Source organism: Bacteroides sp. MSSM.1001136sp1_RTP21357st2_D2_RTP21359_211015 (assembly GCF_040913205.1).
GTDB classification, from domain to species: Bacteria; Bacteroidota; Bacteroidia; order Bacteroidales; family Bacteroidaceae; genus Bacteroides; species Bacteroides ovatus.
In genome coordinates, this window is record NZ_JBDFVF010000016.1 from 22,682 (window position 1) to 37,317 (window position 14,636).

Here is a 14,636-nt window from a genome sequence, read left to right on the forward strand (position 1 = left end):
ATTCATCAATATAAATACCGAATACTTGTGGTGTTGATGATTGTTTTCATGTGTTCGTGGCGTTCATATTTCTTAAGGATGCTTCATGTGACATATAGTCTCCAAACATTCAATGGAATTATTAGTTGTACCATAAGTGCATTGGTTTTGGTTGGTGTCATTATTATAACTTTGGAAACTTGTAAACTATTATTTCTTACAAGATATCATCTTCCTGATTATTCTTTTGAGATATATCTTTCACAATGTATTTCCATATCTTTTGTTACGCATTATATGAATCAATCTACATCAAATACAATGTTTACTATCGCTAATTTTCAATGTGTTGTTTATGCTGTATTTATGACAGGTATTCTTGCTTTTTTATTTCATTTGATAATTAATAAAATTCAAAAATATGTATCAAAATAAGAGACCGTTGCATATCATTATGCCAATGGCGGGCGAAGGTTCTCGCTTTATGAAAGAGGGGTGGACTACGCCTAAGCCTTTGATTAAACTGAATGGCAGAGAACTTTTTTTGCATGCTATTGATAGCATAGATATTTCAGGAATAGAAATGAAGTATAGTTTTATAGTGCGGCAGGAACATATAGACAAATATGGCATTGATAAAGAAATAAAAGCTATTATACCGCACGCTAATATCTTTGCCGTTCAGGAAACGACACGCGGTGCGGTAGAGACTTGTTTGATGGCTCGTGAGGTTATTGAAGAGGAGGATGCTGTGCTGGTGATGGACTGTGATTTGGAGTTTATTAGTCAAGGATTTAATGTGTTGATCAAAGAAATCCTTTCAAAATCCGTAGAAGAAGTAAATGGCGGAGTATTGGTGAGTTTCGATTCTAATGAGTCTAGATACAGTTATGCCGCGATAAATTCGGAAGGGTTTGTGACGCGTACGGCAGAAAAAGAGGTGATAAGTCGTCATGCTCTTTGCGGTGCTTATTTCTTTTCATCGGCACGTTCGTTTATTTATGCGGCGGACAGTTTGATGCATCAAACTAATTTCTCAAAGTCTGAGTACTATGTTAGCTTGCTCTATAATTACTTGTTGCAGCGAGGTGAAATTGTGAGACTTGCCGAAATGGAGGAGTATTATTCTTATGGGACTCCTGAGGAATTGAATCGATATACACAATCTGAATATCATGAGTAATGCAACAATTTTTAGCGAAACCATCAGAAGTTAATAATTTTTATGCGTGAGATTGTCTTTGTAAAATAAGGAAGAAGAACAGCCTTCATGTTTATATTGTAAATTGGATATTCGTAGATCTGCTCAGTTTCTTTATTCAATTTATAGGAGTATCTTTTGTTCTGATTATTATACCCCGATTGTTGTTTTCACACTGTAGTTTTGTACTTCTCAATTGTCTATTTTGGTGAAGGCTAGATTATTTTGATATTCTTGACTTATGAATCTAAAACTTATTATAACCGACTTTGACGGAACATTGGTGAATACCTTCGAAGCCAATTATCAAGCTTATGCTGAAGCATTTACACAGTGTGACAGAAAATTGACTCGCGATTCTTATAGACAGTGTTTCGGCTATAGGTATGATGACTTTATGCGAGCGGTAGGCGTTGACGATGCTGACGTACGACAACGCATCAGGAAAATAAAGGGGGAAGTATATCCTTCTTACTTCGAATATTTACAATCTAACGAACCGCTTATCAATTTTATTCGTGCGTTTCATAGGGGTGGGGGAAAAACCGCAATAGCCTCTACCGCGCGTCGGTTGAATCTGGTTAATACGTTGCGATATTTACATTTAACAGAACTCTTTGATTGTATTTTGGCAGGTGAAGATGTGACTCACGGTAAGCCTAATCCAGAGATTTATCTAAAAGTGATGGAAAGAATGGAAGTATCTGCTAGGCAGACTTTAATTTTTGAAGACTCGGAAGTAGGCTTTGAGGCTGCTGAGGCTTCGGGAGTACAGTGTGTAAAAATAAATCAAGCATTTTATGGATATTGAAGTAAAAGGTCATAGTGGTTGTTCCATTGATATAGTACGCGAAGGTAAGGAGTTGTTTATCCTTAAAGGTACTTGTGACCCCAAGTATGTGGAGCGACTTTATCAGCAGGCTTTGAAGCAACAGAGGGCTGGTGAACAGGAATATCAGTACATTCGTGTGCCGCAGATTGTAGATATAGAGAGACAAACGGATACTATGATGATGAAGATGGAGTATGTATATTCACATAATTTCATAGATCATTTTGAGGCGGCTGGATTTGAGCAAGTGAATTATTTTGTGAAAGCTATACATCTATTCTTAAAGCGAGAAATAGAGCAATCAATTATGACAGATGTACCACGCTCAATGATTATCGAGAAGTTTGAAGATGTAAAGAGTAAAATAAATCAAAATGTATTGTTGTGTATGGATGAAGAAATAAAATATCTGCTACAACAATCTGAAATTCGCTTCAAAGTTCTGCCCGAAGTCTTGGAGATACCTGTAGGTTGTTGTCATGGCGATCTTACCTTCTCTAATATTCTTTTCAATGGTAATAATTATTATCTGATAGATTTTTTAGATTCTTTTATAGAGTCACCGCTACTTGATATGGTGAAAATTCGTCAAGATACGCGCTATCGTTGGAGTACACTGATGTATGAAGGGGAATTTGATGAGACGCGCTTTCATATAGTGTCAGATACTATTGATCACCAACTTGATGGTGCTTTTAAACAGTATATATGGTATCGTACTTTTTATCATACTTTACAGTTGATGAATTTTCTACGTATTTTACAGTATGCTAAAGAGAAGAAAATTGTGGCTTATCTTAAGAAAACTATTCAAAGCATATTAAATTATGAGTAAATATACATTGATTGTTCCCATTGCTGCTGACACTGATAAAATGGGGACCGAAATGCCTTATCTGTTTGGGCTGGATAGCAATGGCTTGATGTATTGCGTAAAATCGATCATGGGGTTACCGTTAGAAGCTTTTAGTGATATCTATTTCACTATTCTGCACAAACATAACTTACGTTATAAACTATTAGAAATGATGCAGATTCAGTTTGAACGACTAGGTATTGCACACAAGACACACGTTTACGAGCTTTGGGAGTCTACATCTTCACAGCCTGAAACACTTTATCACACAGTTGTGGGGAATCATATCACAGGTGCAGTGCTTTTTAAGGATGGTGATAGTTATTTCACAACCGAAGTGTATCCTGAAAATATGCTTTATATCTTTCCGCTAGATGGTTTGCAGGTAGTAAATCCGCAGAATAAAAGTTATGTAACGATTGATGAACAGTATTACATTACTAACATTATTGAGAAGAAAATTGTAAGCCGTTTCTTCTGTGCGGGTGGATACAGTATTGAGGATGTACAAGATTTTGTGTTGGAGTATGAAAAGCTTTCTACTTTGCCACAGCTTCATTTATCTCACATTGTCTATTCGTTGTTGTTGCAGCAGGCTCATTTTCGCCCTCAGATAGTGAAAAACTATCAAGATTGGGGTACAAAAGAAGATTTTATTCGTAAAAATAAATAAATATATTATGCGGGTTGTAAATTTGTTTCGTCGTAATTGGTGGGCGATATTATATTTTAATTTTAAAATGTTACCGTTTAGGCAAGCGGTAAAATTTCCATTTGATTTCTATGGAGCCATTCGATTCCAATCTTTAAGAGGTAAAGTAGAGCTTAATGGACAGGTAAGGCGAGGTCAATTTCAGTTTGGTCGTTTTCAGTATGAGATATTTCATAAAGAGCCAACAGTTATAACAATTGATGGTCTATGGAAGTTTAATGGTTCGGTTATGTGTATGGGAATTGGATCGCAAATAGAGATTCATGAGAAAGCAATTTTTGAAATGGGAGAAGATATCGTTTTCGGAGCTCGTGCACGTATTTTTATCAGAAAAAATGTTGTATTACAAAATCATATTAGATTTAGTTGGGAGGTTCAATTATTTGACTCTAATTTCCATTTTATGCGCAATATAGAAACTGGTATGATTCCTTATATAAATAAATCTGTTTTTATTGATGATCATTGTTGGATAGGAAATCGGACAACAATTAATAAAGGCACTAGAATACCAGCATATTCTATTTTGGCTGGAGGCAGTATGACAAATAAAAATTATGCAAAAGATGGTAAAACTCATTTGACTTTAGCTGGGTGCCCTGCAAAAATTGTAGCGGAAGGATATGAGCGAATCTTTGAAACGGAAGAAGAAGAACTTTGTAATCAACTTAACGAAAGAGAATATAAAGAAAATATATGAGGCTTGGAATAACGTATTGTGGCAGAGATCGTAAAGGGCTATGGAGTGGTACATGGGATGCTTTTGATAAATATTTTGGAGAGCATGATTCAATAGAAAGTATAGAGTGGGTATCTGTTTTTCCAAATATCTCTAGATGGTATCAGAAATTGTTAACCTTATATAGTAGATGCTTCTATTTTAAGGATGGCAATCCTTTCGAGTTACAGATGTATCCACTATTCAAACGAAAAACCTTGAAAGAAGTCAAACTGATGGGGGCCGAGTGGATTATTGCCAAAACTATCACAGATGAATTTCCTCACGATAAGAAATTTTGCACCTATGTGGACGCTGATTTTGAGGAAGTGATGAAAACCGATATAAATCGTACAAAACTTTTATTTAACTTTTACTTGAATTATTATCACCAAAAAGCTGGAATAGCTTATCGACGTCAGAATCTTATCTTCACACAGAATGAGTGGACTCGGCAATCGTTAATGAGAAAGTTTGGCTTGGAGCCAGAGAAGATAATAAATGTGGGATTTGGCATCAATCTTAAAACTTATGAAGGTGAAAAGTTGTATGATAATGATTTATTGCTTATTGTACTTCGACAGTACAATGCTAAAGTAAAAGGATTAGATCTGCTTGTAGAAGCATTATCCATAGTGAGAAAACAATGTCCAAATGTGCGTTTGGCTGTAGTAGGTAATGAACAATACAAAGGGGTGGATGGCGTGGATTGCTATGTGGATGCACCACGTGAGAAGACCATAGAACTCTTTCGGAAGGCTACTCTCTATGTGATGCCTTCGCGCAACGAACCTAATGGAATGACTTACCTCGAAGCCTTGTGTTACAAAACGCCCTTTGTGGCTTTGAATCGTTTTGCCACCCCGGAGTTCTCTGGTAATGGCAAATGGAGTTTTCTCTGTGAAAAGGAAAATGCTCACCAACTAGCTGATATCATTATAGATGCAATGAGTGATAAAGCACGTCTCAAAGTGATGGGTGAGTTAGGTCAGCAATATGTGAAAGATACCTTTCGTTGGGAAAAAGTAGTAGATAAGATGTGTAGTGCAATGAAAAATTATAAAAGATAAGCATGGAGAATCTGAAGGGTAAACCGCTAGTAAGTGTTATTGTGCCCATTTACAATGCAGAACAATATCTCACTGCATGTGTGGATGCATTATTAGCACAAACCTACACGCATATAGAGATTCTCTTGGTGGATGATGGAAGCAAAGACCGCAGTGGTATATTGTGTGATGAATATGCTCAACGAGATAGTCGTGTACGAGTGCTACATCTTCAGAATGGCGGAGTGTCGCGAGCAAGGAATCATGCCCTTGAAGTAATGAAAGGAGAATGGGTGTGTTTTGCTGACGCAGATGATGAAGTAACTCCATACTATGTAGAGCACTTTGTGGATGCTATGGAAGAGGGGATTGATGTGATAATATCGGAGGTAATATTTGTTCATGAAGAGGGCAGGAACGAAAGGCTATCTTATAAAAGACATGGTACGTTACCGCTGACCGAAATCTTTTCAATAAACGAACTGAGTGCCCATGGTTACGCATGTGCCAAATGTTATCGCACTTGCCACATGCGATCGGTTACATATGGGCTGATGCTACGCTTTCCTGAAGAGATAAAGTATTCGGAGGACTTACTCTTTGTGATGCAGTATTTAGAGGTAAGTCCGCAGGCTAAATACATCTCATATGCTGACTATATTTACTACCTGCGTAGTAGCAGTGCTAGTGGCAAGATATTTCCTTTCAATGTGGAACAGAGTTGTTTTTGTCGATATATTAAACAGATGAAGCGGTTGTCGGCTTTGGCAGGAGTGGATTTGATGCAAACGCCTTCATCGTCCTCAATTTTAGTTATGCTCTTTGCTCGGGTACGTAACTGCATGTATATGCTTGGTGAACTTACAAGAAAAAAGCGTGTGTGGTTTTATCGATCGGTGACATCTGAAGTGAAAAATACTATTTTGAACTCTTTACAATCGTCTAATATGCTTGTCAGGATTGGCTATAAGTTGTTCATGGCAAACGGATATTGGTATTTGTTGGATGCCTATTTTTATGTAATGATGAATTTAAAACGGCTTTTATCAAAGAAGAGATGAGTAGAATGGAGTATATTTTACCTGACAACGGGAAGCAACGATTGGGATGGATTGATATGATGCGGGGTATTTGTATGTTCTTGGTGATATTGCATCACAGTGGAGCGCCGGAACTATACCAAAGATTTCTATCTCCTTTTTTCTTATCCGGTTTCTTTTTTATATCGGGTTATCTTTTTTTGAATCCACAGAAGTCTTTTGATGGAAAACTGAAATTTATTCGTGTTGTAGAGACTTTGCTAATCCCTTATTTTCTGTATGCTACGCTGACTTATTTCGTAAAAGCACTCTATGTAGAGGTATGGCAGCAAGGTAATTGGAACATCTTTATTTCCTACTTTGAAGAGCTCCTTTTAGGTAAGAAACTTTGGTTTATGTCGGTGTTAGTGGTATGCGAAGTGGCATTGACAGCATTCTTGTCTGTCTCTCGAAAACCGATGTGGATAGCAACTTTTACAGTGGGTGTAGCTGTGTTATGGTGTGGCACCTCACTATCTTCTGGAAAGTTTTATCCATGGTATTTGGGCCAGGCTTGTATCGCATTACTCTTTATGTCGGCAGGCATAGGAGCAAGAATATATGGTCAAATGTTGCAAGTGGTGATGAAAAAAAGTGTAGCCATCACTTTAGGTATGGTCTATTTGTCTTGGGTGGCATTGGATTACCATTACCATCTAACTCATATCATGTTTGCCAGTAACTGTTTCGAACCATTGTGGCTCTTTCTGTTAGTGGCTTTGGTGGGAGTAATGGCTTTAGCCGGAATCGTTTCACATCTACCTAATTTTTCGTGGCTCACGGCTTTAGGAAGAAATACATTGGTGTTTTATTTCTTCTCCAACCAAGTGATAATGTTAGTGTTCTCCCAAGTGGAGAAACTTCAGATTGGAAACTATTATATCAGTTCATGGTTGGTGGCGGCAGTCAGTAGTTTGCTGTTGGCTATACCTGTAGTGGTGTGCAATAAGTATCTGCCATGGATGGCGGGTAAATGTACAATCATCTCGAAAAGATATTCGTTATGATGAAAATTTTTAAAACTCCTTCAATATGGATGCCCATTGTTTTTGCTTTGATGGACATGGCGGGGCGGATAGGTAATATTGGGTATACACTCTATTATCCATTGCTGTTGATATTGGCATTTATATCTTTGAAACACAAAAGTAGAACAGACGGGATATTTGGTTTTTATCTGTTGGCTTGTGGTATGAGTATTCTATTCAATAATATTCCATCGTTCTATAATATCTATGTGCGATTTGTAGCATATATTCTACTTTTTGTAGCTTTTACACCTTTGGTGAATAGTAGATATGCATCGGTACTGCGGATGAGGAGTATTCAGTATTTCTGTTTTTTTACGGTATTTATAGTAGGCATAAACTTCGTATTTTTTAAAGGAGGCAACATCTCTGCAGCTCAACAACAGATTTATCAGAATGTGGGCATGTATGTAGGTAGTACGGGCAATAATGAAATGGGAGCCTTGGGTGCAATTAGTTTGGCTTATTTGGCAGGGCTTTTGATGTATAGAAAACAATTTTTTAATAAAGTATGGATTGCGGTCATTGGTTTATTTATGGTTTCGAATGTGGCTATGCTTCTGATGGCTTCGTCGCGTAGTGCGGTATTTTGTGCATTTGCTGCCATTATCAGCATGATATACGTGAAAAATAAACAAAATTTAGGTTCTTTTGCTGGTATTCTGTTGGGATTCTTTTTCTTGATTTTTGTGCTCTATCCTTTCTTTACAGAATATGCACGAGGCATTATTGAGTTTAAACAGGGTGGGGACTTGACGGCTTTCGATACGAACTCACGCGATGTATTATGGGCATTGCGCATGAAAGAGTTTGAAAGTAGTCCATTTTGGGGTATTGGCTTTGGAACGATTTCGGATTATAATTCATGGACAATAGCTAGTGGTGGTACGGTGGAAACAGGATCGAGTTGGTGCGCAGCATTGAGTCAGACGGGACTGTTGGGAACGATACCCATTGTGTGGATAGTGGGTGGAAATTTGAAATGGTTGCTGTTTACAAAGAAAGAGCACGATTATCTAACCGTATTACTTACAGGACTAACAATCTTCTTCACCATTCACCCTATTTCAGAAGGCTATTTTACAACAGTAGGCGCTATATTGTGTGTATTGTTTTGGACTGTTCAGGGTATAGTTTACAGTCTTCGAAAAGGGGTCTTTAAGACTTCGGATATACCCTTGTTGGTGATTAATCAACGTAAATTCAGATTATTTTGAATATGGAATCTACTACTTATAGTAATGAATCAGGAAAGGATATTGCTAGGACACGTTATGTTTGGCTGGATTACTCCAAGGTGCTTTGTATAGCTGGTGTGGTATATGGGCACTGTGTGGCTGATGTGTTAAGTAGTTATATTTTTTTGTTTCATGTACCGATATTCTTTATTATAAGCGGAATACTTTACCGTCCTAAACGCTATATAGATACATTGAAAAGTTTGTTCGTTCCAGTGTTACTTTTCAGTTTGTTACTCTATCCATGGCATTTATACGGCATTTGGAATCAAGGACGCGGTTGGTCGTTCGAGACTATGGTGATGGAGTTTGTGATGGGACTCTTCTGTTATGATTTTAAAGTAGGTTTTCCTATCATCCCTCCTTTTTGGTTTGTAATGACGCTGCTTGTGATGCGGCTTATATCCGATACATTGACGAAAATAAAAATAGATGAGTGGTGGATGCTCCCCCTCTGTGTAGCGGTACTTTACTTCTCTGAGGGAGATGATGTCTATTACGACTATCTGTTTCTGCCACAAAGAGCTTTGCTCTGCTTTCCTTTCTTTCTGTTTGGACAAAAGTTGAAGCCTTGTCTTAAATGGATTATCCAATTAAAGTGGCAGTTGGCTGTTGGTGGATTAATAATTGGGCTAGTATTCCAGTATTTCTTCGGTTCTTTCAACACTATAAGTTGTACAACTAACATCTTTCCTTCTTTTTATATTATTCCGGTTGTAGTCTCTTTCGGGATATTCGGTATGTGTATAATTATGGCCGACTGGAAGGGGAGTCTGCATTGGATAACAGTGTTGTCGAATGGGACATTGGTAATATTGGGTTTGCATGAACTTCTACTGGTGGTAATGCGAAGACTTTCGGGTGGATGGAGTGCACAGTTTCCCATTATGGAGGTGGTGATAGTAATGCTGGTGCTTTACTTCCCTATAGTGTGGATACAAAATAAGGTCCCATGCTTGATTGGAAAATTTAAAAGCAAATAAGTATAGATATGATACCTAAGATTATTCATTATTGTTGGTTTGGGAGCAGTCCACTTCCATATGAATTTCTAACATATATAGATGGCTGGAAGAAGATATTTCCAGAGTTTGAAATAAAATGTTGGGACGAGACCACATTTGATATTTTTGCTTCACTGCCTTTTGTGCAGGAGGCATATCAAGTAAAAAAGTATGCCTTCGTGGCTGACTATGTGCGTATGTGGGCTATGTATCAATATGGTGGTATCTATATGGATACTGATATTCAAGTATTAAAGCGCTTTGATGAGTTCTTGAACTATCGTTTCTTTACTGCTATGGAGTATCACGGAGATAATGTCCGGATTAACCACGTAGAAGATCAACTCACTTCCCAAGGATACAAAAAAAATAAAGAGGATGTAATCATTGATATATGTATAGAGTCAAGCATATTTGCAGCAGAGAAGAATCATCCCTTTATAAAAGATTGTTTAGATTATTATATAGGAAAACACTTTATTTTACCAGATGGGACATATTATGATAAGATAATTGTACCAGTAATCATGGCTCTAGAAGCAGAAAAGTATGGTTTTAGATATGTGAATGAATTTCAGACACTGAAAGAGGATATGCATCTTTTCCCGGATGAGTACTTTACTCACCCCTCTAAGCAGACAGAAAATACATATGCTCTTCATATGGTGAAAAATAGCTGGAAGAAAATGAACTTTAAACAGCGAATTTATGCAAAATTGGCGCAGATAAAGGTGATAAAAGCCATATATAATAAACTGGAGCAAATCCCTCTAGTACAGAAAAAATTTGATAAAATACAACGTGATACATGGCTGAAATAAGCATGCAGAAATCATCTTTGAGAATTGAATGGATTGATGTTTGCAAGGGGCTTGGTATCTTCTTGGTTGTAATAGGTCATACTAGTATTGCACAAATATCGCAGACGGTTTATAATTGGATTTATTCCTTTCATATGCCGATGTTTTATATGCTTTCAGGCATGATGTTGAATGATAGCAAGTATAGTGACTTTCGGTCATATATAAAAAGACGATTAAAAACATTAATTATTCCGTTCTTCTGCTTGAATACACTGGTATGGTTGATAGTGAAAGGACTTAATATATCTCATATTCAGACTGATTTTACAGAACTCTTAACAGGCTGTTTAGCTATGTACTTTATTCGTGCTTTATTTGTTTCAGAATTGTGGTATTTCTTCATTAATAAACTGGCAAGCAATTGGGTGTTGAAGTTATTTATAATATTTCTTTTAATAGTTCTGTCTGATTATTTTCGTGGTGTTCCTTCTGAATATATAGGTTTAACTAGAAATGAGGCTATTGGTGTGATATTACCTAGTATGCCACTTTTTTATTATGCCGTAGGTCACGTAATAAGGAATATGGCTCTTAATTTAAATACGCATGAAATTAAATATTGGCTGGTAAGTTCTGTAATGATAGTATTGATTATAATATCATGCCTTTTACAACCTGTTAGCTATGGATATTTTCACATCTTACCGGCCTTTTGTGGTATAATAATATTGGGTTTACTTAGTATATTGTTATCAAGACTATCTGTAACTTTATTAAACTCTACAGTGTGCTTTATTGGTAGAAATACATTGATTATAGTAGCGTTCCATCAGATTATCTATAATTCAATGAAGATATTAACAAAGTATTTGTCTCTATCCACTGTGCAAGATGCAACATTGCGATTGCTCCTATTGGCATTAACCTTATATTTTTTAATAAGAAGCTTTAATAAGTATGCCCCGTGGCTTGTGGGAAGATGAATTTTATATGACTCAATCAATATTACTTGTAATAATAGTAATTGGTACTATTGCATTAATCACTTGTCGAAGTGGCGTAGGGATATTATTGGGAGAGGTGAATATCTATGATAAAGAGATGACAGAGTGTTATCGAGGTGTTGCTATTTTTTAATAGTCGTGCAGCATTGTGCAGGTGAGCTGGGAACTAATATTTTTACTCCTTTTGGAGGCATAGGTGTAGCAGTATTCTTGCTTTTATCTGGCTTTGGGTTGACAGAATCATTTAGTAAGAGAGGCATGAGAGGATTCTTGAAGAGTAAACTGTGGAGGGTATGGGTGCCTTTCTTATTGTTTTATACTGGTATTTATTTGCTTTACGATAAGCATAACTATAAGAATCTTTTTCTGAATATATGTAGTATCAGACAAGATGATTATTGGTATGTGCACTATATGCTACGTTGCTATTTGGTGTTTTGGGTAGCATTTAAATTCTTTTATAAGTATAGGTGGTATCTATTGGTAGCTTTTGCCATTTATACATTTTTTTGTATGGATGCTATTAGGGCAGAACAATGTTTGAGCTTTCCGATAGGTGTACTCTTATCTGAAAAAAGGAAAAAGTTCCTTTTGCTCTCAAAAAGAAAATATGTACAACTAATGGCAATATTTTGTATTATAGGGTTAGTCTCATTAGCAATCAAGCAGTTGCCAGAAGTGAGGGATTTATGTGGTACACCATTTTACTCTCTAGTAGAATTTGGCATAAAATTACCTTTGGGAATTTCTGTTATGATTATTCTTTGGTTGTTACCCCATAGATGGGTGATTAATCCAGTTTTAGCATTATGTGGTGCTTTATCATATGAACTGTATCTTGTACATATGCAGATGTTGGGTATGGTACATAGTTCACTCTCTGCTTGGATGATATTGCTTATTAGTATGCTAATAGCATTTTCATTACAGAAATTTTTAAAACAATTACAAAACTTCATTTTGAAATGAATTTAATATTCTTGCAAAACTGTATCAGTCCCCATCAGATGCCATATATTAAAGAATTGCCTGTTTATGAAAGTGTAGATAGGGTGGTGGTAGTGGCGCCACGTATTGATTATGATGATCGCAAACAGATGGGATGGAAGACTCCAGAATTGCTTAAGGTAGAGGGAATAGAGTTTTTGATTACTCCTACTATAGAAGTAGTGCAAAAATTATATGAGGAGTGCAAAGGTATTGAAACGTTTTGTTTTTTTTCTGGAATCAATGCTTTTCCTGAAATTGTGCCATGGATGAAACTCTCATTCAATTATCCTTTTAAGCGAGGGGTAATAACCGAGCCACCATTACTCTATAATCATCCACTATGGCAGCATAAACTAAGATTTGCATTGAAAGATTGGCGATATATAAAGTATTTTGATTATTTATTAGTGATGGGAGATGAATTTGTGCCTTATTATCGCTTTTGGAGTAAAAAATGGAAAGTATTACCTTTTATATATTGTACAGAGTGGAAAGAACGTACACATCCTATACCGACTTCAGAGAGGCTTAAGATACTCTATGTAGGTAGTTTGTCAGATAGAAAGAATGTGGTGGAAATGTTTCAGGTGTTGTGTCAAAAAGTAGAATTAGAGCTTGGTATAGTAGGAGATGGCGAGAAGAGAGCGCAGATCGAGGAAATGAACATCCAGTCTAAAACAGAAGTAACACTCTATGGTATACAACCGATGGAGAGGGTCTCGGAGATTATGCAACAATATGATGTACTGATTTTGCCTTCAAAACATGATGGGTGGGGGGCTGTTGTGAATGAGGCGTTGACAGTAGGATTGTATGTGATAACAAGCAATCATTGTGGAGCTTCGTATTTGTTGAAGAATAAGCAACAGGGAATGATATTTACTCTAGAAGAAGCACAGGGATTAGGCAATGTGGTTGATGCCTGTATTGCAAAAAAAGATTGGATAAGGGAGACGGTAAATGAACGCATTATATGGAGTAGAAACTACATTTCAGGTAAAGCGGTGGCAAATTATATGATACAAAATTTATGAATAAACGCTTATGAGAGTAATACATTATATTCCTAGTCTAGACCGTACATCGGGTGGTACAACTGCTTATATGCAATTGTTGACTAAAGAATTGGGACGATTGGTAGAGCTTTATGTGGTGAGTCACACTAGTGAGAATCCTGTAAAAATGGATAATTGTAAGGTGTATTTCATACCTGAAATTAGAAACTTCATGGAGATAAAGCGACAATGGAGGATATTGTTAACTCAATTACAACCTGATGTGGTGCATGTAAACTGTTGTTGGATGCCTGCTTGTGCCTTTACACAAAAGTGGGCACAGGCGTTGGGGTATAAAGTGGTGCTTACACCGCACGGTATGCTAGAGCCGTGGATTATGGCGCGTCATCATTGGACTCGTAAATTACCGGCATTGTGGTTTTATCAAAAGGCGGCAGTGATTAAGGCGGATGTATTGCACGCTACTGCAGAAAGCGAGAAGGAGAATTTACTGAAGTTGGGCTATAACGATAGGATTAAGATCATTGCTAACGGTATTGATGTGGAGGATATAGAGATGAAGTCATCATGGAAGCGGAATAAGGAAATTCTTTTCTTGAGTCGTGTACATGTGAAGAAAGGGATTAATTTTCTTCTTGAGGCAGTTGCTCAATTGAAGGAACAAATGGAAGGGTATGTGATACGTATTGCTGGTGAAGGAGATGATATCTACATTGATGAGCTAAAGCAATTAACAGTACGTCTTGGTATATCGAAACTAGTCATCTTTGAAGGTGGTGTATATGGCAATAGTAAATGGGAACTATTCCGTCAAGCGGATCTTTTTATATTACCTACACATAGCGAGAATTTTGGTATTGTGGTGGCAGAGGCATTAGCTAGTGGTACACCTGTGGTAACAACAATGGGTACACCATGGAGTGAGTTGGAGAGTCGGCGGTGTGGCTGGTGGACGGAAGTTGGTACAGAGGCAACCGTACAAGCACTTCGTAACTTTTTATCGCTTACTGAAAATGAGTTGGAGAAGATGGGACGTAATGGTCGTAAACTGGTAGAGGAGAAGTATTCGGCACATAAGGTGGCAGAGGAATTTGTGGAAATGTATAAATCCATTTTATGAAAAAGGA

15 protein-coding genes are annotated in these 14,636 nt (G+C 37.0%); all 15 read left to right on the forward strand.

The window, feature by feature from the left end; translation table 11 throughout:
- The first annotated feature begins 400 nt into the window (after positions 1-400).
- The 15 genes from AB5217_RS11770 (at position 401) to AB5217_RS11840 (ending at position 14,629) form a co-directional block, all read left to right on the forward strand.
- Positions 401-1,162 carry a glycosyltransferase family 2 protein gene (locus AB5217_RS11770; protein ID WP_004307277.1) on the forward strand — a complete coding sequence of 254 codons (762 nt, stop codon included), beginning with the start codon at positions 401-403 and terminating at the stop codon, positions 1,160-1,162.
- Positions 1,163-1,421: 259 nt separating this feature from the next.
- Positions 1,422-1,991, forward strand: coding sequence for an HAD family hydrolase (locus tag AB5217_RS11775; RefSeq protein WP_004307276.1), 570 nt, complete (start codon positions 1,422-1,424; stop codon positions 1,989-1,991).
- Positions 1,981-2,847, forward strand: coding sequence for a phosphotransferase (locus AB5217_RS11780; protein WP_004307275.1), 867 nt, complete (start codon positions 1,981-1,983; stop codon positions 2,845-2,847). The genes AB5217_RS11775 and AB5217_RS11780 overlap by 11 nt, the downstream gene beginning before the upstream one ends.
- The gene (locus AB5217_RS11785; protein ID WP_004307274.1) at positions 2,840-3,541 is read left to right on the forward strand and encodes a hypothetical protein; all 702 of its coding nucleotides are present in this window, start codon (positions 2,840-2,842) and stop codon (positions 3,539-3,541) included. Before AB5217_RS11780 ends, AB5217_RS11785 begins: the two co-directional genes overlap by 8 nt.
- Positions 3,542-3,548: 7 nt before the next feature.
- Complete coding sequence (locus tag AB5217_RS11790; protein ID WP_004307273.1) at positions 3,549-4,280, forward strand: acyltransferase; 732 nt, start codon at positions 3,549-3,551, stop codon at positions 4,278-4,280.
- Positions 4,277-5,368, forward strand: coding sequence for a glycosyltransferase family 4 protein (locus AB5217_RS11795; protein WP_004307272.1), 1,092 nt, complete (start codon positions 4,277-4,279; stop codon positions 5,366-5,368). The genes AB5217_RS11790 and AB5217_RS11795 overlap by 4 nt, the downstream gene beginning before the upstream one ends.
- Positions 5,369-5,370: 2 nt before the next feature.
- Positions 5,371-6,408 carry a glycosyltransferase family 2 protein gene (locus AB5217_RS11800; RefSeq protein ID WP_004307271.1) on the forward strand — a complete coding sequence of 346 codons (1,038 nt, stop codon included), beginning with the start codon at positions 5,371-5,373 and terminating at the stop codon, positions 6,406-6,408.
- A gap of 5 nt (positions 6,409-6,413) precedes the next feature.
- Positions 6,414-7,433 (forward strand): acyltransferase family protein, encoded by a 1,020-nt coding sequence (locus tag AB5217_RS11805; protein WP_008644070.1) that lies wholly within the window; start codon positions 6,414-6,416, stop codon positions 7,431-7,433.
- Positions 7,430-8,671 (forward strand): O-antigen ligase family protein, encoded by a 1,242-nt coding sequence (locus AB5217_RS11810; protein WP_229102610.1) that lies wholly within the window; start codon positions 7,430-7,432, stop codon positions 8,669-8,671. Before AB5217_RS11805 ends, AB5217_RS11810 begins: the two co-directional genes overlap by 4 nt.
- 2 nt (positions 8,672-8,673) lie before the next feature.
- Complete coding sequence (locus AB5217_RS11815; protein ID WP_032842169.1) at positions 8,674-9,675, forward strand: acyltransferase family protein; 1,002 nt, start codon at positions 8,674-8,676, stop codon at positions 9,673-9,675.
- A gap of 8 nt (positions 9,676-9,683) precedes the next feature.
- Entirely contained in the window at positions 9,684-10,517 is an 834-nt protein-coding gene (locus tag AB5217_RS11820) for a glycosyltransferase family 32 protein (protein WP_008644072.1), read from the forward strand.
- Entirely contained in the window at positions 10,505-11,482 is a 978-nt protein-coding gene (locus AB5217_RS11825) for an acyltransferase family protein (protein ID WP_004307264.1), read from the forward strand. Before AB5217_RS11820 ends, AB5217_RS11825 begins: the two co-directional genes overlap by 13 nt.
- Before the next feature lie 159 nt (positions 11,483-11,641).
- Positions 11,642-12,472: an acyltransferase family protein gene (locus tag AB5217_RS11830; protein ID WP_230595681.1), complete on the forward strand. Its 831-nt coding sequence runs from the start codon at positions 11,642-11,644 to the stop codon at positions 12,470-12,472.
- Positions 12,469-13,527 carry a glycosyltransferase family 4 protein gene (locus AB5217_RS11835; RefSeq protein ID WP_004307262.1) on the forward strand — a complete coding sequence of 353 codons (1,059 nt, stop codon included), beginning with the start codon at positions 12,469-12,471 and terminating at the stop codon, positions 13,525-13,527. Before AB5217_RS11830 ends, AB5217_RS11835 begins: the two co-directional genes overlap by 4 nt.
- A 10-nt stretch (positions 13,528-13,537) precedes the next feature.
- On the forward strand, positions 13,538-14,629 hold the full coding sequence (locus AB5217_RS11840; RefSeq protein WP_032854676.1) for a glycosyltransferase: 1,092 nt from the start codon (positions 13,538-13,540) through the stop codon (positions 14,627-14,629).
- Positions 14,630-14,636 lie beyond the last annotated feature (7 nt).